Annotated in this window: 26 protein-coding genes and 2 pseudogenes; 22 read left to right on the top strand and 6 right to left on the bottom strand. The window is 42.3% G+C overall.

The window, feature by feature from the left end; all coding sequences use genetic code 11:
* The 8 genes from NQS30_RS14725 to NQS30_RS14690 all read left to right on the top strand — a co-directional run bounded on the left by NQS30_RS14725 (nucleotide 1) and on the right by NQS30_RS14690 (nucleotide 7,975).
* The gene (locus tag NQS30_RS14725) at nucleotides 1-1,584 is read left to right on the top strand and encodes a phage tail protein (RefSeq protein ID WP_218791790.1); all 1,584 of its coding nucleotides are present in this window, start codon (nucleotides 1-3) and stop codon (nucleotides 1,582-1,584) included.
* A 110-nt stretch (nucleotides 1,585-1,694) separates the two neighbouring features.
* Nucleotides 1,695-4,166, top strand: a complete 2,472-nt coding sequence (locus NQS30_RS14720; RefSeq protein ID WP_218791821.1) for a peptidase G2 autoproteolytic cleavage domain-containing protein — start codon at nucleotides 1,695-1,697, stop codon at nucleotides 4,164-4,166.
* 13 nt (nucleotides 4,167-4,179) lie between these two features.
* Nucleotides 4,180-5,862 carry a BppU family phage baseplate upper protein gene (locus tag NQS30_RS14715; protein ID WP_232603428.1) on the top strand — a complete coding sequence of 561 codons (1,683 nt, stop codon included), beginning with the start codon at nucleotides 4,180-4,182 and terminating at the stop codon, nucleotides 5,860-5,862.
* 14 nt (nucleotides 5,863-5,876) lie between these two features.
* Nucleotides 5,877-6,146, top strand: coding sequence for a hypothetical protein (locus NQS30_RS14710; RefSeq protein ID WP_218791259.1), 270 nt, complete (start codon nucleotides 5,877-5,879; stop codon nucleotides 6,144-6,146).
* Entirely contained in the window at nucleotides 6,147-6,311 is a 165-nt protein-coding gene (locus NQS30_RS14705) for an XkdX family protein (protein ID WP_232603427.1), read from the top strand.
* Between the two features lie 36 nt (nucleotides 6,312-6,347).
* Nucleotides 6,348-6,686 carry a hypothetical protein gene (locus NQS30_RS14700; RefSeq protein WP_218791258.1) on the top strand — a complete coding sequence of 113 codons (339 nt, stop codon included), beginning with the start codon at nucleotides 6,348-6,350 and terminating at the stop codon, nucleotides 6,684-6,686.
* Between the two features lie 25 nt (nucleotides 6,687-6,711).
* Nucleotides 6,712-6,975 (top strand): phage holin, encoded by a 264-nt coding sequence (locus NQS30_RS14695; protein ID WP_218791257.1) that lies wholly within the window; start codon nucleotides 6,712-6,714, stop codon nucleotides 6,973-6,975.
* Between the two features lie 55 nt (nucleotides 6,976-7,030).
* Nucleotides 7,031-7,975 (top strand): N-acetylmuramoyl-L-alanine amidase, encoded by a 945-nt coding sequence (locus tag NQS30_RS14690; protein ID WP_218791256.1) that lies wholly within the window; start codon nucleotides 7,031-7,033, stop codon nucleotides 7,973-7,975.
* Nucleotides 7,976-8,014: 39 nt separating this feature from the next.
* On the opposite strand, the gene NQS30_RS14685 is transcribed toward NQS30_RS14690, so the two are convergent.
* The 3 genes from NQS30_RS14685 to NQS30_RS14675 form a co-directional block, all read right to left on the bottom strand.
* A complete protein-coding gene (locus NQS30_RS14685; RefSeq protein WP_218791255.1) occupies nucleotides 8,015-8,293 on the bottom strand; it encodes a hypothetical protein in 279 nt (92 codons plus the stop codon).
* Complete coding sequence (locus NQS30_RS14680) at nucleotides 8,294-10,009, bottom strand: ribonuclease YeeF family protein (protein ID WP_218791254.1); 1,716 nt, start codon at nucleotides 10,007-10,009, stop codon at nucleotides 8,294-8,296.
* A 69-nt stretch (nucleotides 10,010-10,078) separates the two neighbouring features.
* A complete protein-coding gene (locus NQS30_RS14675) occupies nucleotides 10,079-11,116 on the bottom strand; it encodes a DUF4917 family protein (RefSeq protein ID WP_218791253.1) in 1,038 nt (345 codons plus the stop codon).
* A gap of 94 nt (nucleotides 11,117-11,210) precedes the next feature.
* Here NQS30_RS14675 and NQS30_RS14670 point away from each other — a divergent pair, with 94 nt between their 5' ends.
* The gene (locus NQS30_RS14670) at nucleotides 11,211-11,537 is read left to right on the top strand and encodes a transposase zinc-binding domain-containing protein (RefSeq protein WP_218791252.1); all 327 of its coding nucleotides are present in this window, start codon (nucleotides 11,211-11,213) and stop codon (nucleotides 11,535-11,537) included.
* 15 nt (nucleotides 11,538-11,552) lie between these two features.
* Here NQS30_RS14670 and NQS30_RS14665 read toward each other — a convergent pair whose 3' ends face one another.
* Together NQS30_RS14665 and NQS30_RS14660 are read right to left on the bottom strand one after the other, a co-directional pair.
* Nucleotides 11,553-11,888: a YolD-like family protein gene (locus NQS30_RS14665; protein ID WP_218791251.1), complete on the bottom strand. Its 336-nt coding sequence runs from the start codon at nucleotides 11,886-11,888 to the stop codon at nucleotides 11,553-11,555.
* Between the two features lie 88 nt (nucleotides 11,889-11,976).
* Nucleotides 11,977-12,177, bottom strand: a complete 201-nt coding sequence (locus tag NQS30_RS14660; protein ID WP_232603426.1) for a helix-turn-helix domain-containing protein — start codon at nucleotides 12,175-12,177, stop codon at nucleotides 11,977-11,979.
* A gap of 131 nt (nucleotides 12,178-12,308) precedes the next feature.
* Between NQS30_RS14660 and NQS30_RS14655 the strand changes: the two genes are divergently transcribed.
* From NQS30_RS14655 to NQS30_RS14645, 3 genes are all read left to right on the top strand, one after another.
* On the top strand, nucleotides 12,309-13,106 hold the full coding sequence (locus NQS30_RS14655; protein ID WP_218791250.1) for a helix-turn-helix domain-containing protein: 798 nt from the start codon (nucleotides 12,309-12,311) through the stop codon (nucleotides 13,104-13,106).
* 293 nt (nucleotides 13,107-13,399) lie between these two features.
* Entirely contained in the window at nucleotides 13,400-14,482 is a 1,083-nt protein-coding gene (locus tag NQS30_RS14650; protein WP_218791249.1) for a response regulator aspartate phosphatase, read from the top strand.
* Between the two features lie 21 nt (nucleotides 14,483-14,503).
* Complete coding sequence (locus tag NQS30_RS14645) at nucleotides 14,504-14,668, top strand: hypothetical protein (RefSeq protein WP_218791248.1); 165 nt, start codon at nucleotides 14,504-14,506, stop codon at nucleotides 14,666-14,668.
* Between the two features lie 26 nt (nucleotides 14,669-14,694).
* Here NQS30_RS14645 and NQS30_RS14640 read toward each other — a convergent pair whose 3' ends face one another.
* Nucleotides 14,695-14,910, bottom strand: coding sequence for a helix-turn-helix transcriptional regulator (locus NQS30_RS14640; protein ID WP_218791247.1), 216 nt, complete (start codon nucleotides 14,908-14,910; stop codon nucleotides 14,695-14,697).
* Nucleotides 14,911-15,208: 298 nt separating this feature from the next.
* On the opposite strand from NQS30_RS14640, the gene NQS30_RS14635 reads away from it, so the two are divergent.
* The 10 genes and pseudogenes from NQS30_RS14635 (at nucleotide 15,209) to cotD (ending at nucleotide 20,816) form a co-directional block, all read left to right on the top strand.
* Complete coding sequence (locus tag NQS30_RS14635; RefSeq protein ID WP_218791246.1) at nucleotides 15,209-15,403, top strand: hypothetical protein; 195 nt, start codon at nucleotides 15,209-15,211, stop codon at nucleotides 15,401-15,403.
* 3 nt (nucleotides 15,404-15,406) lie between these two features.
* A complete protein-coding gene (locus NQS30_RS14630; protein ID WP_218791245.1) occupies nucleotides 15,407-16,564 on the top strand; it encodes an FtsK/SpoIIIE domain-containing protein in 1,158 nt (385 codons plus the stop codon).
* Entirely contained in the window at nucleotides 16,564-17,217 is a 654-nt protein-coding gene (locus NQS30_RS14625; RefSeq protein WP_218791244.1) for a replication-relaxation family protein, read from the top strand. Before NQS30_RS14630 ends, NQS30_RS14625 begins: the two co-directional genes overlap by 1 nt.
* Before the next feature lie 272 nt (nucleotides 17,218-17,489).
* Nucleotides 17,490-17,708 (top strand): hypothetical protein, encoded by a 219-nt coding sequence (locus tag NQS30_RS14620; protein ID WP_218791243.1) that lies wholly within the window; start codon nucleotides 17,490-17,492, stop codon nucleotides 17,706-17,708.
* Between the two features lie 114 nt (nucleotides 17,709-17,822).
* Complete coding sequence (locus NQS30_RS14615; RefSeq protein ID WP_218791242.1) at nucleotides 17,823-18,068, top strand: hypothetical protein; 246 nt, start codon at nucleotides 17,823-17,825, stop codon at nucleotides 18,066-18,068.
* Nucleotides 18,069-18,282: 214 nt separating this feature from the next.
* Entirely contained in the window at nucleotides 18,283-18,462 is a 180-nt protein-coding gene (locus NQS30_RS14610; RefSeq protein ID WP_218791241.1) for a DUF8096 family protein, read from the top strand.
* 97 nt (nucleotides 18,463-18,559) lie between these two features.
* Nucleotides 18,560-19,009: pseudogene (locus NQS30_RS14605) on the top strand (Zn-binding domain-containing protein); the annotation flags it as partial.
* Nucleotides 19,010-19,028: 19 nt separating this feature from the next.
* Complete coding sequence (locus NQS30_RS14600) at nucleotides 19,029-20,267, top strand: ribonuclease H-like domain-containing protein (RefSeq protein ID WP_012117831.1); 1,239 nt, start codon at nucleotides 19,029-19,031, stop codon at nucleotides 20,265-20,267.
* Nucleotides 20,268-20,388: 121 nt separating this feature from the next.
* A pseudogene (locus NQS30_RS14595) lies at nucleotides 20,389-20,496 on the top strand (hypothetical protein); the annotation flags it as partial.
* Nucleotides 20,497-20,579: 83 nt separating this feature from the next.
* The gene (gene cotD / locus NQS30_RS14590) at nucleotides 20,580-20,816 is read left to right on the top strand and encodes a spore coat protein CotD (RefSeq protein WP_003153539.1); all 237 of its coding nucleotides are present in this window, start codon (nucleotides 20,580-20,582) and stop codon (nucleotides 20,814-20,816) included.
* Nucleotides 20,817-20,861: the final 45 nt, after the last annotated feature.

The following is a 20,861-nucleotide window of genomic DNA, read 5'->3' as shown; positions in this document are numbered from 1 at the left end:
ATGGCGATCGTAGCAGTTAGGGATTTGTCAGGCATAGCGGAGCCGCTCCCCGGTTTTGTAGTAACAAGAAGTAACGGATTGGAAGGCGAAAAGTCGTTATCGATTACCGGACTTTATACAGAGACAAATCGCCATGGATACCGATATGTGAAGAACGAAAACATTATCTGGTACAAAAACGAAGAATATATTATCAAGAATTACAAAGAAAAAACCTATAAAAATGGAAAAGGTGTCACGGCCACTGCTTTACACCGGATTTTTGATGACCTAATTAATTATCGGATTTATGAAGAAATATCCGGGACGTTTAGAATTGAAGAGTTATTGAAGTTTGCTTTCAAAGGGAGCGGCTACACTTTTGAGGTGGATAATACAAATCTCAAAACCTCAGTAAGGGTAGAAAACTTTGGATGGGACAATACTTTGTCGTTATTTCGTAGCATACTCGAGAAGTTCGGGGCCGAATTTGATTATTCAGGGAAACATATCTTTGTTGCGAAAAAGATCGGGACTTATAAAGATTCGCCGATTATGCACCATAAGCTCAATGTAAGCGAACCGGAAAAAGAAATTGATACAAGTAATTTTGCAACCTATATTCGCGGTTACGGGGCTCAAGATGAAAAGGGAAAATATTTAGTACAAGCAGAGTATACAAGTCCGCTAGCTGCTGTATATGGAATTAAGCATGCGGAACCAGTTAAAGACGAACGTTTTAAAGATAAAGATTCGCTTTTAACCGAGATGAAAAATAAGCTCGGCGACAGCCTTGATATTTCTTTGACGTTCACAGCTGTTGAACTGGAGAACATGGGATTTCACGATGTGAATAAGGGAGATAGTTTATGGTGTGTAATTGAGCCGCTTGACGTTAATGTACAGCTGCGCGTTTTGTCTATTGAAGATTATTCAAATGACAGGAAGTCTCCAGTATTTACATTCGGTTCAATCTCTAGGAAAGCATCAGATATTATTGCAGATTTCAATACGACAAAGAAAACCGTAGATAAAGTCGTTGATCAGTCAACAGGTAAAATTAAAGATTCGGCCCTAAATAAGGCGGGACTTGTATTAAAAACAGACTTTGACCGCCACGTCTCTAATTCAAATATTCATGTTACAGCGGATGAAAAAGCTGTATGGAACTCTAAAGAAAAAGCCGGAGCCGCAGATGCTGCTCTACAAGCAAGCCGGGAATACACGGATGCTTTAGAGCGAAAAATGGCAGTTGCTATTTGGATGTCCCCGCAGCTTAAAAACGGCTGGAAGCAGTATACATCATCGGATGGAGTTTTCACGATTCAATATTCGAAGGATATTACTGGGACCGTGTCTATAAGAGGAGCGATCGCCGGCGGTACTGTAGGAGCCTCGGCACCGGCTTTTACCCTGCCAGCCGGTTTTAGACCTCCGATTCCTCACTTTTATAGTGGGGTTGCCAGCTCTGCCGGCACGGGGAGTTCGCCGCAAACGCACCGTACTAGAATAAATACTAACGGTGACGTACTTATAGAAAGCTGCTCAAACACAGCAAATCCAAATGTTTTCATTTCAATAAATACCCAGTTCAAAACAATTTAAATGGGGGTGATCTCACGGTGAAATTTCAGTACAAAAAAGCTAAAACTAGCGGGTTCGATCGGCAGTATATTAAAGACTACAACAAAAATATTGAAGAAATAGGAACAGATATGTCTGATCTCAGCAATTCCCTTGCAGATCACAGAAACGCAAAAACCGCCCACACGTCGGATCAAATCGACCACGGCGGTTTTTCTTTGCGTAATTATATCGATGGCTTATACAACCGCATAAAAAATCTCATTTTAAATGCAGACGGTACCAATGTAAAGGAAGTTGTAGATGCCCGTGTAGATGCCGACGGTAATATTGCGCCACTGCTCAAAGAGCGGCTTGACAAGGAATACAACAAGCTGCTTCGCAAAATAGTAAGGAACGTTAACGTAGACGACTATGGAGCTGATCCTACAGGCGAGACAGATAGCTCAGAAGCGTTTAAAAGGGCGATTGGTAACGGTAAAGTGCAGCTTAATTTATCGGCCGGCAAGTACGTTGTCAAGGGCATCAAGCTTCCGTCATGGACTTACCTTATCGGGCAAGGGAAAGGGATTACCATCCTGCAGCTTCACGAGGATACGCCTGCAAGCGAGTGGGTTGTTACGAATGCTGATCATGTGAAGGGGAACCGAAATATAGTCGTGGAAGGGGTATCTCTCGACTGGAATCCGGACCGTCAAGGTGGCGTAGGAGCAACCGGGGGACTGAGCTCTAGTTGTTTACTTTTTGCTCAGGTTAAGTTTGGTATTGTTCGTGATGTAGAGGCGATCAGACCAGGGCTGCATTGTTTTGACATCTCTTCACCAACATATAACATCCAGGATGAAAATTATACGGAAAAAGGGTGCCGTTATATATGGATTGATCATTGCGATGGGTACGGTTACGGAGACGATGGAATCACGACACATTATAGTGAGTACGTCTTTATAACGCGTAATGTCATGGTTAATCCCAGCGGGAAAGCGCATAAAGAAGGAGAATCAAACTCAAACGGGATTGAGGTAGACGACGGCTCTAAGCATGTGTGGGTGATTAATAACTATACCGAGGGAAACGTACGCGGTGTTGAAGTTAAAGCACACACTGAATGGCCCGCCCCTAGTGACGTTCATATCACTGGTCACACATCTTATCATGATGTACGTTCATATGACCTGCGTCACATTGGGCATCATCTTGTAAATGATCCTTGGAGTGATCAGGCGCGTGACGTGACACTGCTGGATTGCACATCGAGGGAACCGATTCACAATACGCTGTATAAAGGATTGGAACCGAAGGCACTATCCATATCAGCTTATCAACGCGTTCAGATTATCGGATTTAAAGCGTTCGGGGATCCGACGTACGACTACAAAAACGGTTCGATGATCGCGATACAGTACAAGAGTAGAAAAATAAGCATCACGAATCTGCAAATGAGCGGATTTAGAACGGCTGAATACGACATTCACGTAACAGGCGGTGATCAGAGAACGGACGATGTTCTCATTTCGGATTTTGTTATCCATGATTCCGCTCAAAACGGTATCGGAATAGGCGGCGGTGTTTATAACGTAAACCTAGAAAATGGAATTTTGCATGTCGCAAGTGGTACGGCCGGTATAACGTCGCCTAATACTCAAACTAACATCCTATTAGTTCGGGCTTACGGCTATTCTCAAGCGGCTGTTTTAGCTGGACAGAATTATTCTACTGTTCCAAATAACGTCAAAGGAGGCTTCAGGACGGCGGCATCATCCGGACATCCACTGTCCAAATATAGTGCGATTATCGCGAACACTGGCCCAGCTTATGCTAAAAGTGATCGAAACCTAATTGCCGGGAATGCGGGCGGAGCTTCTACAGAAGGATCGCGAAATGGTGTTATGTTTTCATATGACTGCCATACAGTAGGTGACGGAGCTTCTGCAGGTGTTATGTTTTCAAAGGCTACAAAAAATAGTAAATCTTATTGCCTTGTAATGGGTCACGGTGACGGTAGCGCGTCAGAAGCGAATAAAAAAATCGAAATTAATGCTAAAGATGGGACTGTTCGAGCTACAAGTGCCATCGAAAGCGTATCGAATTTAAAGGACTTAGCGGAGTATTTTGAATCAGCTGACGGGAACAAGATCGAGGCGTCTCATCTTGTGGCCTTAGAGGGTGACAAAATACGTAAAGCAGAAAAAGGCGACAAAATACTTGGTGTCGTCTCAAAGACTGCTGGTATCGTCCTCGGCGGTGCTGCCTTCTATTGGAATGACCGTTTTCTCCGAGATGAATTCGGCGGCATTATTTATCGAGAAGTTATTGACGGCGATGAGGTTATTACAATTCCGGTAGAGAACCCGAACTATGATCCAGAAGCCGAGTACACGCCGCGGGAAGAGAGAGACGAGTGGCATGTCATTGGTCTAATTGGACAAGTCTTTGTGCGGGTGGATGAAACTGTAACAATCGGTGACAGCGTAGCAGCAGTTAACGGAGTTGCCACTAAAGCAGATAGCGGCGGATACGGAATCGTTATGAAAATGAAATCTCCGTATGATCCTGAAAAGGGTTATGGAATTGCTAAAATGTTCGTTTCACCGCAACACTAAGGAGGGAAGCCGATTGATCCATAACGATGCAGAACTGTCGTTCGAAATTAACGCACGAACAAAATCCAGAATCAAGACCGGAATTCAATTCACTACACAGGATATCGATACGGCCCGTCTAATCTTCCGCCTGACAAAAGACGGGGTGCCGTTACCGCTTTCTGCAGTGAGCGGGAAATTGGTAATGATTATGTCGAACGGCAGCCGCTTTATTAAAGACGTTGAACTGTTGAACCCACTTGAAGGCGTAGCCCAATACACATTTACTGCAGATGAGATCAAGCACGCTGGAGAAGTAACTGCAGAACTGAATTTATATTATGCTAACAGTCAGTCGCTTTCCGTACACGAGTTCTCATTTGTGATTGAAAAAGCTTTAATAGACATGGATATTGTCCCGCTGGCAGAGTATTACATTGATGATTTCGAGGCTTTGCGTCAGAAGATAAATGATCTTTATGATGAAATGATTGAGACCATTGACGACCTTCGGAAAAAGTTCGAAGACCTTGATAACATTGAAACAAAAGACGGGGCGCAGAAGAAGGCGGATGCTGTTCAAGAAAATCTTAATAATCATTCTAATGACGAAGACGTTCATGTAACCAAATCTAAACAGGAAAAATGGGATGCAGGCCAGCTCTTCAAATTGACGCAGGATAATGGTGCAGCGAAGTATCTAAGCGGTGTTGACTTTAACACGGTAACGGATACAGGCTTCTATTACATGAGCAGTGTCACAACAGCGCTAAATGGTCCAGTAAATAACAACGGCTATCTGTTCGTTCACAACTACGGTACGTATGCATATCAGGAATATACGTCATATAGTAGCAGCGACTCGACATCTTCAGGCCGCCGAAAATTTATGCGTAATAAAGTATCAGGATCCGATTCATGGACGACTTGGCGGGAGTTCGAATCAGTGGACGGCGCGCAGTCAAAAGTTGATGTCCACGCAAATAAAACTGATATTCACGTAACAAAAGCTGAAAAAGACAAGTGGAATGGATCCCAGCTCTCGAAATTCACTAAGGATGACGGTTCTGTTTTAATCAATATTTCAGATGGAATTGATTTTCATAAAGCTGCAATTGGGCAAAATAAGACGTTCACATTTTATACCGCAAGTACCGGATTAAATACGCCACCAAAACCCGCTCGCGGTATCTACTTGCATTCTTCGACTACTGCTGGCGAAGCATTAGCTTTAGCTAATGACGGTACTCTCTGGCGCAAATCATTCGTCAGTGGGGCATGGTCTGATTGGATTGCGCTAGAAACGTCGACTGGAGCCCAGCAAAAGGTGGATGCGCACGCAAATAAGGGGGACATACATGTTGTTCAAGCTGATAAAGATAAATGGAACTCGCCTTGGTCCTCTACCTGGAACAATGTCACTTTAATTAATGGAGCACAACAATACACAGGTGCTCCTTTTAAATTTTCTGTAGTCGACAATGAGTTGAAATTGTGCGGCTCTTTTGGGAAGCTGCCGGCGTCCGGTACGATAGTAGCGAGATTCGCTTATAAGCCCACTCAGGTTTCCGATTTACTGGTTCCGACAATTGGATCATACGGACATGCCCGGTTTGCTTTAACAACAGATGGAGAGCTGCGCTTTGATGGACTTTCAGCAACTGACTCTGCGAGTGTAACACGCGTGTCTTTTAATGAAGGAATCCCGTTATGGTAGAGGAGGCGAATAAGTTGCACGTCTTATATTATGACAAGAACTTCCTGTACATTGGCGAAGAATACATTGACTCAGATACTTTACCACCAAATAGCACGGATGTAGTTCCGGACCCAGAGATCATTACTCCGCGTTTTGATAAAAAGAAAAACACTTGGGTGGAAGCTGCTACGGATGAGTATAAAGATAGCATTAAACCGGATCCACCTTCACCTAGCGAGATCGAGGAAGTAAGGAAGCAAATTGCTGATCTATATTACCTTATCGCAATGGGGGGAGCTTAAATGGAAATGGACTGGTTTACGAGAATTAAAGGTTTGTATGATTCCGGCCTCTGGACGAAAAAGAAAGTACACGACACGGTAGGTGTAGGACGTATAACGCCTGAACAATACAAGGAAATAACGGGCGACACGTATGATCCAGATAACCCGCCTGTCGATGAATAGACAGCTTTTTCAATTTACTTGAAGGAGGTGAATAGGTTGGTTGATCGAAAAAAGGGGGGCAAGTCAGAGCCTGGAAAGGATGGTGAAGACTTTGCAATGGAACACATAGTGCAGGACCACGAAAAACGTATCGTAGCACTGGAAAAAGGGCAGGAAGAGCTGAAGAACGGCATGCTAAAAATAGAAAATACTGTTCTAAGTGAAGGCCGAGAGCAGCGAAGCATGCTGAATAGGATGATTCAGTACTCATTTGAAGACAAGCAACACAAGCGAGACAACAATGTGAAATTAAAGCAGCTGAAATGGACTACTATTTCTGGAGTCGTTTCTTCAGGCGGGATACTGTACCTGATCGTAGAAAAGATTTTCGGATAACTTATCATTCAGGAGGAATTGAATTATGAAAAACATGGACAAAGGCACTGTCATCCGGACGGTGCTTCTTTTAATTGCGCTTATCAACCAAACTATGTTGATGTTTGGAAAGTCACCTTTAGATATTACGGAGGACCAAGTGAATCAGCTTGCTGATGCGCTTTACACCTCAGGCTCTCTAATCTTTATGATTGGAACAACGGTGGCTGCCTGGTTTAAAAACAACTACGTAACGACAAAGGGACGTAAGCAAAAAGCCGTTTTAAAACAGCACAACCTAACAAAATGACGAGGCTGCCGACTTGGTAGCCTCTCTTTATTTTCAAAAAAGGAGACGATAAAACATGGTAAAAATCACTCGAGACTTTATCCCAGTAGGACATAATAACAGACCGGGATACGCAATGAACCCGGCGTACATCACAGTACACAACACGGCGAACACGGCAAGAGGGGCAAACGCAGCCATGCACGCCCGTTATGAGAAAAATCCAGAAACACCTACCAGCTGGCATTTTACAGTTGACGAGAAAGAGATATATCAACATCTGCCATTAAATGAGAACGGCTGGCACGCGGGAGACGGAAACAGCGGAACCGGTAACCGGAAATCTATCGGCATTGAAATTTGCGAGAATAGCGATGGGGATTTTGAAAAGGCTGTGGCAAATGCTCAATGGCTGATCAAAAAGCTCATGAAGGAGCATGGTATTTCACTTGCAAACGTGGTACCTCACCAACACTGGTCCGGAAAGTACTGCCCACGTAAACTGCTTGATCGCTGGAGCTCATTTAAAGCTGGTATCAGCGGGGCATCGTCTTCACCTGCGAAGACAGAAACAAAGGCCGGCGGCGGATCGACGTACACCGTTAAGAAAGGGGATACGCTATCTGAAATCGCTCAAAATGAAGGTATAAGCATGGCTACTCTTCAAAAGCTGAACGGCATCAAGAACCCGAATTTTATCAAGGTAGGCCAAGTATTAAAGCTGACTGGATCAGGAGGCTCTCCAACAAACGGCAAAAAGAAATCATCTTACACGCTGCCGTCAGGCATTTTTAAAGTGACAAGCCCTTTAACTAAGGGAACGGCCGTGAAACAAATCCAGACAGCTCTGGCGGCTCTTTATTACTATCCGGACAAAGGGGCGAAGAATAACGGAATAGATGGCTATTACGGACCGAAAACAGCAAACGCGGTCAAACGATTCCAGTCTATGTATGGGTTGACTGCGGACGGAATTTACGGGCCGAAGACGAAAGTGAAAATTGAATCGCTGTTAAAATAAGAAATACCCCTCTCTATATGGGAGGGGCTGTTTTTTACGTTAACGCTGTCTCCAATTAATAGCGCCGTCAGGATAAACAGCGGGAACAATAATACCCTTTTTAATACCGTTATCGGAAACGAACCAGTTTTCATCGTTTAACCACTCTTGATCGTATTTCGTTTCATCGAAATCACCGTTTTCGTCAATAAGGTCATTAAAAAGGCCGCGAAAGACCTCGATATTTTCATATGGACTGAGTATACCGTACATCCACATGCCTTCACCGCTGACATCGTGAATCTCTCCTAACTTTTCATCTTTATAGTAAAGGAACACTTATTTTCCCTCCTTAGATTGCAATTTTAAAAACTCGCTCGGTATTTCGCCTCTTACTAAATATTCTGTATCTCTTTTTGTCCAGCTTAGTGCTCGTTTCTTCCAGTAATCTGAGTGTTTATCATTTTTAATCAGCCGCTCGATTTGTTTAGGTGAGAGTATGGCTACACCTTTTACTTGACCAGAGCGGATTGCTTTTCGAAGAGCCGGCAGGTCTACTTCTATTGTACGATCCCCGTAGCTAGTAATGATGTTTTTATTTATGGTGAAACTGGTATAGGGGCTGTTGGACTTTGCCGCGCCCCTGAAGCCTCCTAGAATATGTTCTGTAACAGTAACCTGGCGTCCTTTATACATCCCGCTTTTATTTGCAGGAATCAAATTTCCTGAATTAGGATCAATGTGTGACTTAACAACGCCATTAGGAGCTTTAGTGGAAAAAACGTCATCATCTCCGCGGTATAAGTTTCTTGATTTTCCTGAACCCGCGTTTGCTTTTAAGATTTTTCCTGTTCCAATCATACCAATAGGACCGATTGCAGCTAATGCCTGATGGAAGCCGGATTCCCGCCTTTCATCAGAAATCTTATTGCCGAATATATCCCGGCCGGTTACAGCTTCGCTGAAACCATTTGCCGATGCAAGTCCGTATAAACCTTTCTCAGAATGCTGAAGGGTTTGAAATGTTTTCGGTGTTTTATAAATTTCGAGGGCTTTATCAGCCGTGTATATCGCTTTTCCAGTTGAATAGACTGCTTTTCCGCCTTTAAAGATGCGGCCCGCCCACCCAACAATCGGAATGTAGCCGGCAGCAGCCATTCCGCCAGCGGCCACTCGCTGCCCGGCAGTGAGTTTTTCTCCTGTTACGGGATCAACTCCATCTGCAGCCCGCTTATAATCGTAATATCCGGTAACCTCTCCTGTAAAATCATAAACAACACTCCGCATTTTTTCGTACCAAGGCCTGTTCGCAAGCTCTTCCTGTTCCTTGGCGATTCTCCGCTCTTCAGCCTGCTGCTTTTTGAACGAAAGATATTCGGATGACTGCTTATGTAATCCTGCTTGCATCTGATGGATTTCACTTTCCCGGTAAGCCTTGGCATTATAGTTGAGCGGGGTGGCGTTTTTGCCTTTCCCTGTGGCGGAAAAAAGAGCTTGGAAATCTGCAGCAATGAACTCTTCATTTATTTCTGTTGCTTCGTACTCTGAGGTGAGCGCTCTGTCCAGATCATTTACGTTTTGAATGGTATCTGTTTGGACTTTTTCGGCGGCAAGCAACTCCCGATCGACTTCATGCGTAGAAAAGGGCTCGAGGGAGACAATATCACTGATTTCATTGAGTATGGTTTTTATTTCTTTCCGCTGCTCGTCAATTATGGATTTTGATTTTGAGCGGGCATGGGCCAGTTCGTGTTCTAAGAAAGACTCTTCAACATATGAATCAGAAAGACCTGCATCCTCAATGGCTGCAGGAATGCCGGAAAGGAAAGCGATTTTCATATCAATAAGATCGAGCCACTGATCAGTAACTCCTGCATGATCTTGAAAAAACGCCTTTATATTATCCGCGCCTTTTCCGGAAAACTCATCAGAACCAAGATCAGCGACACCCTGAAAAGCTTTTTTCAGTTCGAGCATATGATTTCGTAGCTCTTTATAATCCTGTTCACGTTTTTTTGCGGCAGAAAGTATTGTACTCGCTTCAAAAACTTTCATAAAACATATCCTTTCATATGGATTTATAACAAGATTTTACCATATGATTTGAGCACCTGCAGTTAAATGCTAGCCTGTTATAAAGTGAGGGAAATCTCCTTTTCTCTTTAAAAGCGGGTGTGATTCAGAATCTGCTTTTTTTCTTGCATAATCAAAAAAACTTGTAGACTCGAAGAAGAGTAATGTTTTATCCGTGGTTCTGAACAGTTTTTCGATTTTATGCTTAATATCTTTTGCTGGATTTTGTTCAGTCTCGTAAATACCGTACGCAATGTATTCCGCTTCTGAATCTGATATGGCTTTAATAAGATGCTTGTCATAATCTTCATTGAGATCTTGACCGAATATAGTTAAGCCTCCGTTAATACGCTTTAAACTTCTATAACAATATGAAAGGTACGGATTTTGCTTTATTTGAGTCAGTTTCATATCGGAATTACCCTCCGAAACATATAAGGGGAACTTCTCTTCTTCAAATTGTTCTGTTATTGCCTTTAACAAGTCGCCAGAGGACGGAGTTTTTTTAATGTCGCCATACTCTTCATAAAAATGAAGGGCTCCATGCAGGTAAAATACACTCAGTTTATTTGCCTTTTCAAATACCTCTTCAGAAAAAATTAATGTATGATCCTGTATAGACCGCCACTTAAAGCCATCGCTTAATTCTTTGAACATGGGAGCGCAGCCCCAATATGTCAATAGATCATAATTTGTGGTGAAAATATTATGCCTAAACATATGAAAAGTCCACGCTATTTTATCTTGAATATGATTTATTTCCCAAAAAGGCGGATGCATGTCCTTTACAGCTTGGATTAGCAGTTTTTTAATATTACGATAACTCTTCTGCAGATGATCTGACGATATTTGATATGCATTATTCACCGCTTCTGTTTTCAAGAGCGAATTAAGCACCATTTCGAAATTTGTAGTGCCTAATACAGTTTCAAACAGTTCTCTATCCACAGGAGTTAATTCAGCCTTTATCTTTTCGTAAAGCCCTGTGTAGCCAAAATCGCGGTTAATAGCTTGTGAAAAACCATTTCCATACAAAAAATTATCTAATACTTCGGAATGGGCTGTAACTATATCCTCAAATTTAATCAATGTGAAACACCTCATCTTGATTATTATGTGCTGCGTTGCGTACAAGATAAACAGAGTAGTATACTTTTAATAACAAATTTCGGAGGTACAATAAGTGGAATACAAAACAATCACTGTTACAAAACCTCGTTTCGGGATTGGAAGGATCCTGTGTTTATTGGCTGGATTGTTTCTTTTAGCCATCGCGTTACTTGTGAGCCTGACTATCATTGGAATTTTCGCTGGCGCAGTCTTATTGATATTAAGCTTACCTTTTTTCGCTGCTGCGAAAGGCGGGGCTCGATATACGTGTCCAAACTGCGGTTACGAAAAAAATGGGGTGGCTAATGGGAAGGTAAACGCCTCCTGCAAACGCTGCAGGCAGAACATAGCTGTCAATTGGATAGACAAATCCACAAAAAATTCAGAAAGCCTAAGTTAGAAATACACCCTTTCCTTAAACGGAAGGGGTGTTTTTTACGCTTACAATTGACTGAAACTGCACTAAATTTGTCTCACTTCTGCTACCCTTCACACGAAATTCTTTTCGAACATGATCAACAAAATGCACCGAGCCCTTAATTTCATGTATGTACCCATTGTCATATACCTCAAATAGAAGCGGAGAACCCGTTTCCATGGACTGAGCCACGGTAATTTCCATCTCCTCAATACATTGCGCATCAAGAAGGGGTTTTTGAATCTTGTGTTTTTCGTCCTCCAGTCGTTGGAATCCCTCTCGTAATTCAGGGAGTATAAACTTTGAAGACCAAATGCTTTTATCATTAATCATCGTAAACACCTCGAGACAGATTATATGCGAATGTATGTTCTGTTATCAAGGGCTAAAATTTTACTGTTAGCAGGAGACTCAAGCAACATCAGCTCCGGAGGTCAATTAGTTCATTCGCGTCAGTAATGTCGAGTACAAGGACGATCCGTTCGAGTGCGTCCATTGGGCAGCGCTTGACTTTATTATTGCAGAGTACGCTAATCGTTCTTTCCGAGAGCCCAGTCTTTGCGGCAAGGTCCTTTTGTTCGATGTTTCGATCTTTGAGTATTTCTTTTAAACGAAGCCTCACTTTTTCAGCACCTCCACAGTGTCGATTACATTTAGTGTAATTTATTCCGGGAAATTACGCAATACGTAATTGACAATTACGTTTAGTGTAATTACAATTACGTTAAACGTAAATTACGGGAGGCGTAATCAATGCATTATCTCGCAGAGTATCAATCTTTTGATTCAACACAAGCATTAAACCGTGCGGTTTATGAGCATATTAAACGCAATTCATTTGATTTAAACGAAACGGAAAGGCTGACTCTTAAAAAAATTGCTCGGTATGCTGTTAAATTTTCCGGAGCCGCTCATTTGAAAGCTGAGACATTAGCAGAGCTAATTGGGAAATCGGTAAAGACAGCCCGCCGCGCGCTGAACAAATTAGTCAAGCTGGAGATTATAAAGAAAGTAGCAACTACTCGAAAAGTGAATGGAGGCCATGGTGCGAATATTCTTGTTGTCCTACCAGTCGGAACAGCTTCTAAAAACAATAATGACCAGTCGATAATGACCAGCCGTCAGGAAAGCGAAGAGCCAAGCGGGACAAGGGGTCCAGATCCGAAATTGAAAAATGAACCATCGAATCCTACTAAACAATTCAATTATCAAAATCTTGATACGGCAGTAATCCCGGCTGAAGCACTAAAAAACACTATTCCCGAGGTCATCTATACTGCAATGAGCCGTTATTTTGAAGCAGATGAGATATACAAGTATTACGGTGTATTGCTACGGGCAAAAGCAAGCGTAGACCGCAATATCCTTTTAGAAGACCATGCAATCTGTTTTACTCAAGTTTGGCATGCAACAATTATGAAAGCGAAACGTGGGGGAATTAAAAATTTCGATAAGTATCTCTATACGGGTTTCCGCCAGGCTGCCATTGAAATTAAGAGGCGGACAAGCAAAGGTAAGATGATGGAGCAGTTCAAAGCGTTATTCGAATAAATCATTATTTTTGTATTTAAGTATTTACTTCATTACAAAAATGGTTTAGAATGAACATAGGTTATCCAATAAATTCAATTTAAGGTCTCCAGTTATTGACTCCGCTTTATTGATTGGGAACGTTCGTTCTGTTAAAATCGGAGAAGCGGTAGGTAATTCGACATTATTTATCAGAAAATAAGAAATATTGCATTTCTTGGATTGTCTAATTTCCATATTTTCTGTAAAATGAAAGCTAAAAATGTAGAAAAGTGTGTCGACTACTGGGGAAATTACTGCAGGGGGGAAATTGCGTGAAACATAAAATAGCGTCTGAAGAAGTCGTTAATGTTTTAAATAACTGGTATTCTGCGATTATGAAAGGTGAAATACAAGCTGCGTTAACATTAAAGGAAGACTCTGAACGTATGCTCCCGGATATGGAAGACAACGAGTCAGTGATCCTTTATTGTCAATTAATACAATTAAAGCACAGAATGTTACTCCAAAGAATGGATGAGAACATTGACCTTCCGGAGCCGGTTCAGGAAAATAGCAGTATTGACGGCGTTCTCGAGTATTATTACTACTTCTTCAAGGGTATATACGAAGCCCACAGCAGCCACAACAGTAACGCCATTGACTTTTTCAAAGCAGCAGAATCGAAGCTGAATTGCATAGACGATGAGCTGGAGATCGCCGAGTTTCATTATCGAATAGGGACAACTTATTACCACATGAAATCCACAATATTGTCAGAGAACCACCTCAACCAAGCACTTCGAATTTTTTGTAAGCATCGAGATTATAGCCGCCGCCGTTTGACTTGCAGTATTGCACTTGCCCTTAACTATATTGATGAGATGGAATTCGCTAAAGCAGAAGCTCTTTTAACCGAGTGCGCTCAAATGTCCCAGTCTCTTGAAGATCGTTACATTTTCGGATTATCCGTATTTAACTTAGGTTACATGAAAATTAAGGAAAACAAACTGAATGATGCTGTTCTTTACATAGAACAAGCTCTCGCCATTGACGAGTTAAAAGAGAACGCGCCATTCGCTTACCTGCATTGTGTTTACGAAGCAGCAAGGAGTTACTTTAAACTTGGACAAGTAAAGGAAGCGCTAGAACGGCTTCAGGAAGGTTTTCTGAAGTCAACAGAAGCTGATAAAAAAATCTTCTTTTTAAAATTTAAAACGTTGCATTCATTGTACGTTTTAGAGGATAATAAGAAGGTAACAGAATGTATCCAATTGTTAGAAAAGAAGAAATCTTTTGTAGACGTAGAAGCCTTGGCGCTCGATATCGCCCACTTCTACAAGCACAAAAAAGATTTCGAAAAGAGCGTTAAGTACTACGAGAAATCAATTAACGCAACAAGGAGCATTCTGAAGTGAACACAGGGGAGAGACGGCGTTATGAAAAAAGCGGTTGTAAGTGTTTTGGCGGCGGTACTAATTGTATCAGCGGGTTACGTGTTTGTTCCTAAGCAACAGGAAAACAAAATTGCATCGCGCGGAGCTACACATAGTGTAAACGCTGATTCCGGCATTGTAGTAGCATCTCGAGGAGCTACTGCATAACGAAACCTGCTGAAGAGCAGGTTTTTTTATTTTTTATCATAATCGTTGTCGAAAAACCAGATATCTTCAATTGATCTGTTTAAGAGCTTGGCAAGCTTGTATGCTACGGGGAGGGTAGGAAGACTCTTCCCGTTTTTCAATGCAGAAAATGATGTCTCACTTATGCCGATTTTGGAAGCAAGGAATTTTTGAGAACGACCATCCTCCTCTAAGATCTTCCTCAGATTAGATTTCATTTTCATGCTCTCACCTCTACTACAGTTTCAACAATAGTTATTATTTTTCCTTTTTATTTAAGTGGACTTGCATTTTTATTTAAGTCCGCGCTTATACTCTAATGCAGGCTGCCGATCGTCGTTTCGTCATTCGTTCATTCTTCACTCCTTCCTCTCCTAACAATTTTTTAGTTGTTTGGTGTGGCGCTGTTCTAGGTTGGTTTACTTTAGTAGGCTGTTCTTTAGTTGTAACGCATGTAAATACTCTAGTAAGGAAGTGGTCGATATGTTGGGAGTTAACTTTAGTTGGTCAGGAGTTTTCTCTATGGAGCCGGTCATGTTTGGAGCTTACGCGTTAGTAGGCGGAGTAGGGCTTGTATGCATCGGGGCTGCATGGATGGAATCAAAAATGTGGGGCGGGCCGTTTGAGTACGTCGCTACTTTTGTAAATGGTCTGTTAAAAATAGGCTTACCGGCCTCGTACTTTTTCCTTTTACTGCGTTTTGTGATGGGTCTGTAAGTCATGCCTGGACTCGTCCAAAGATACCGGGCAAAACAAAGGTTGAAATATGCTTTGGGAGCTGCCGGCCTGTTTATTAGCAGAAAATTGTCGAACGGTAATGAAGCACGCCGCTACCCTAAAATTCACGATGTTCAACTTACCGATAGTCATATTCGTTATGTATTTACTTTGCTGAACGGAATGGATCCTAAGGATGTAATAAAGAAAGAATTTGTGTTCCAACAGGTTTTCGGCCGTAATCTTGAATTAAAAGGGGACATGAAAAGGTTTGTATTGTACGTGTACTCCCAAGAAATGAAGGAAATCGTTGCGTACGATCCATCGATTATGCTACCAGCGGTCAAAACACTGAAATTACCTGCTTTATGTGGGGCCGACAGGCACGGCAAAATTATTGCATACGACATGACTGTTAACCCCCATATCCTCATAGGAGGTCGCACGGGCTGGGGTAAATCAACACAACTGCGTCAGCTCTTAACAACGATGATTCTAAGCAAGAAGCCAGAGGAGTTAGAACTGTACCTCGGAGATTGTAAAAAAGCAGAATTTCACTTATTCCGTAATGTGGAGCACGTTAAAGCCAATCTTGTTCAAGAAAAGGACATAGGGCGGATGATTGAGCATATAAGCGCCGAGATGGATAAAAGAAGTGACCTATTGGATGCTTTTTCAGTGGAACATATAGATAAGCTGCCATCTGATAAAAGAAAACCCTATATTGTGTTGTGTATTGATGAAGTGATAAAGCTCAGTAAGAATCAGAGAATAATGGATCAGCTTATAGATCTGACCTCATTAGGTCGCGCGCTGGGCATTTTTGTTATCTTGTCAATGCAGCGGCCGGTAGCCAAGGTTATTGATACAACGGTTAGAGCCAACCTTAATGTGGCAATGGGCTTCCGTGTCCGGGACGCGATAGAGGCAAGGGTGCTCAGCACACCAGGAGCCGAAAAACTCCCGGTTCCCGGCAGGTTCTATATGGATATTGAGGGAGACATGACAGAGGTGCAGGCACCGTTTTTAACTCTGGAGGAGGCGCAGAAACTGTTAGAGCCGTTCAAAGTAGCGCCGGAAACCGCTAAACATGTATCGGATGACGATTTAACCATGGCTGAAGAAGAAAGTGATCAAATCTTTGGAAGGTGGATTGAATAATGAAAGCACGGGACAAAAGCATAATAGAGGCTTTAGAAAGCTTTAGAGCACTTGACCGCGATCAACTGGCCGAAATGTTTTATAGCCACACAAAAAGTCCAGTCACTAATGTCAATTTCGCATTGAAACGACTGAGGGACCGGGGCTACATTGAAGCAGACCAAAACAGGAAACCTTATGTTTACTTTCCGAAGCCCTCCAGGATTAAAACCGGTGGGCAAAAAGTTGACCATTTCTTGTCTATAGCTGATTTTTATCTGCAATTAAAGCGTGACGGCGGAGACCTAAAATTCTTCCACGTTGAGCCTGGTTATACAGAACATGTCCGACCAGACGTCTGTGTTATGTGGCGTGGTTCAGTGTGGTTTGTAGAAGTTCAACGTACACACTACACACAAAAAATAATGAACGAAAAAATGGCTAGATACTCAAAGTATTATCAATCAGGTGCTTGGCAGCTGCTCCCTTTTCATAAAGAAAAGGCACCATTTCCTTATGTTTGGATCATCACGGATCACAAATATCCGATTAAAACTGCAGGGTTTCGCGTGTTCCAGTCAAAAAATGTGGAGGCTTTTTTAAGCGAGGTAGCCACCAGACAAAAGGCCGCACAGCAAACGAAGCCTTCAGTAGGGTCACGGTTGTCGTCGTAATTAGGCTATTACTACGTAATAATAAATAAAAAATAAGTATGAATATAATAATATAAATAAAATATAATATGTTTATTATTTATATATTATATGTGTATTTCTTTAGGGGGGGGTTATTACTGCTCTCTCCTGTGCACTTCAACTTTTCGACTTTAAGAACCCCCTTGCTAAAACAAATCGAAAATATATTTTTCTTATTTAAGTATTTACTTATTTACAAAATTGTGATAAATTATAATCAGCATACTATACACAACTGGGGGGGTTACATATTGGCAAAAGGACGTCCTAAGCAATTTGAAAAGATGATCGCATATAATACTCGACTTCAAGCCGAGACCAAGTTGCAGGCTGATGCGCTTGTTGCAACATCTACGAAATTTGAAGGGCAACGGGAGTTGTTTGAAGAAATGCTCCGTCTTTATAAACAAGCTTACCCTGAGCATTATGAAAAGGCTGAGAAATATCGGGAGCTGCTTAAAGAAGATTAAGGAACCTGACTAAAAGTTGGGTTCTTTTTTTATTTTGTATTTTTGTATTTACTTATTTACATAAATACAAAAATGGTGTATATTAAGATTAACAAATTAAAGGAGTGGTTTTCCGTGACTTTTAAAACAAACCTCTTTTTGCGAATCAGCCAGATTAAAACGGATATTGAGCTGGAACTTATTTCAAGGCGTTCTGTTGAGCGGTTGATCGAGCTGCAGAGTGCTGCGGCCGCCATCCACGGAATTATTTGGCCGTTAAGATATGAAGGTGGTTTCGATTTTATCGACAAAGCTACTGCGGAGCTTGAGCAATTAAATTTTATGATTGGCGAGAAGCTGAAAAAGAGGGTACGTCGATGAAAATAAAAGCGAGATACTGGACGGCATTAACTTCTGACGAACGGGCGCGTATGATCAAATGGGCAGCTGAGGGAAACCAGCTCAAATACTGGATTAAGTAACGAAAAGTTTGCTGGCAAAGAGTGTATACCTGATCCAGATCGACTGCTGTACTGTTGTAATTTCGTGATATAATCGTTCTGACAACGATGAAGGACACGGAGGAAGATCGAAAATGGAAGAAAAATTTGAGACTAACGGTATTGATACGTCGATCACTTACGAATACAAGGAATTCCCGGACAAGCGAGCAGGACGATGTGATAACTGCGACTATACGCTGTTCAAAAGCTCGGTTAAGAGCGGGAAGTTTCTTCGGGAGTGCCGGCGGTGTGGAATGAAAAAGAATATCTAAGATAGGGGGCCGTGTAAGCCGCAGACACACATACACCCTTGAATCTGAAAAAGAAGGGTGTAATTATATAATCGGTGGGTAAGTGAGTAGTTTAATTAAAATTAAAATGACGACATTTGAAAATATAGGATCAGGGCCGATTCATCTTCCAGAAGAAGAACTGCATACCAGTGCTGCCTGGCTTGAATTGAAAGAGACGGATTCGGAGATCGGCGAAAAAACGCTTGAACAGCTGCTTTTAGGTATTGCCCACGTCCTGCAGCATATCGTGCCTGTATACGTCATGTGCGACCGAAATGACGTGCATGTCGTGCCGCAAATCAAAGCCGCACATACCGGACTTCCGACAATCTTTCTGTATGATCATTATCCGGGCGGAATCGGACTTGCCGATGAAGTATATAAGCGATTTGATGAAATCAATGAAGGGGCTGAGCGCCTGATCAGACAATGTCCATGTCAAGACGGATGTCCTTCCTGCATCGGCTCCGAAATAGAAGGAATAGATGCAAAGAAAGCGATACTCCGGCTCTTGAATTACGTGTAAAAGAAAAGGGGGACGAAAGATGTCCTTGAAAAATAAATTAAAGCGGATGAAAAACCACCTGAATGTGCCGGAAGCTGAAAAAAAGCCGGCAGCTTCACAACTTTCGGTCCCGGATATTCAAGTCCCATTTAGAGAAGAATGGGAGGCATTCGGAGTGAAGCCTTTCTTTTTTGAGGATGAATACTGTCTTATCCGCGAAACCGTCTATCCGCTTTCGCACCGCCACGGACGGTACAGCTTCAGTGAACTTGATGACGTCATGGCATTATGGAATAAAGGCGGATTGACACATACTTTATCAGCAGAAGGATACGAAAAAAGCCAGCTGTTCTTCTTTGATACTGAAACGACCGGCCTCGGCGGCGGGGCCGGCAATATGATCTTTTTGCTCGGTCATGCAAGAGTGTATGAAGACCGTGTCGCGGTTAAACAGCATCTGCTTCCTAAACCGGGAAACGAGACGGCTCTTTACAAAAGCTTTTTAAGTGAGGTTGACATTACGTCCCTTGTTACGTATAACGGAAAAGCCTTTGACTGGCCGCAGGTAAAAACTAGGCATACATTGCTCCGGGACAGGCTTCCGAAACTTCCTGACTTCGGTCACTTTGATCTTCTGCACGGGGCGAGACGGCTTTGGAAACATAAATTAGAGCGTGTATCGCTTTCGGCGGTTGAAAATGAAGAGCTTGCTTTTAAAAGGGACGAAGACACCCCTGGTTATTTGGCGCCGATGCTGTATTTTCAATTTTTAAAGGCGGAGGATCCGGCTCTTTTAAAGGGAGTGCTCTCGCATAATGAACAAGATGTGCTTTCCCTCATCGCTCTTTACATCCATATGTCAAAAAAGATCTTTGCATCTTCTGATCAGACGTCAGAACGTCAGGAAGCATACGCCATGGCGAAATGGTTTATCGCTCATAAAGAAACCGATCGGGCTGTTTCACAGCTGGAAGCGCTGCAAGGCAAAGCCTTTGAAGATTCAGATCGGGCCCTTTTTGACTTAGCAATGCTTTATAAAAAACAAAACCGCAGGCAAGACGCCGTGCCCCTTTGGGAGAAACTGACGGGCTCTGATCTTCACATATGCAGACACCAATCAGCGGTAGAGCTGGCGATCTATTTTGAGCATCACGCAAAAGATTACAAAAAAGCTCTGCAGGCCGCGCAGCAGGCGGCAGAAGACGGGGAAATATCGGAAAAAGAAGCTGAGAAGCTCCATGTGAGAATTGCCCGGCTCAAGAGGAAATATTCCTCTTGAAATATTGCCCGGGAAAGCGCAAAAGCCGAGCTGTTTCGCCAAAAATATTTTTTTCTGAATCCGCATCGATTTTGTTGTAGAATGGTGCCGCATCTTGTAAAATAGCGTTAGTTATTTATAGGGGAGAGTTGGTATGTATAAAGGTGTTTTTTACTTGTTCTTTGTCGTGGTTTTTTTGATTGCGTTTGTATTTTCGAATTTTAAAGACAGCTTGCTGACGCACTTTTAAATTGGGTGATTGAATTAGAACATGCACCCTCTTTTCTTCATAACCTAACAGTGTAATAAAAGTTAATGGAGAGGGGATTTAGCATGTTTCATCATCATTGTTGCAGACCAAACGTGATGCCGCCGATTGTCCATCCGACTCATTGCTGTGAACACCATTGTTTTTCTAACACAGTTGTGCCGCATATTCATCCGCAACATACAACTAACGTAAATCACCACAACTTTGAGCACGTTCATTACTATCCGCACACTTTTTCAAATGTTGACCCGACAACTCACCAGCATTTTCAGTGCGGAAGCCCTTGCTGCGATCATTAGTATTGAACGCTTAAGCAAGATCGGTTAGGATATCAGCAAATCAAA

The sequence above is a fragment of the Bacillus sp. B1(2022) genome (genome assembly GCF_040259625.1).
Lineage (GTDB): Bacteria > Bacillota > Bacilli > Bacillales > Bacillaceae > Bacillus > Bacillus velezensis.
The sequence above is the reverse complement of the archived record's forward strand: the minus strand, read 5'-3'. Positions and strand labels throughout refer to the sequence as shown.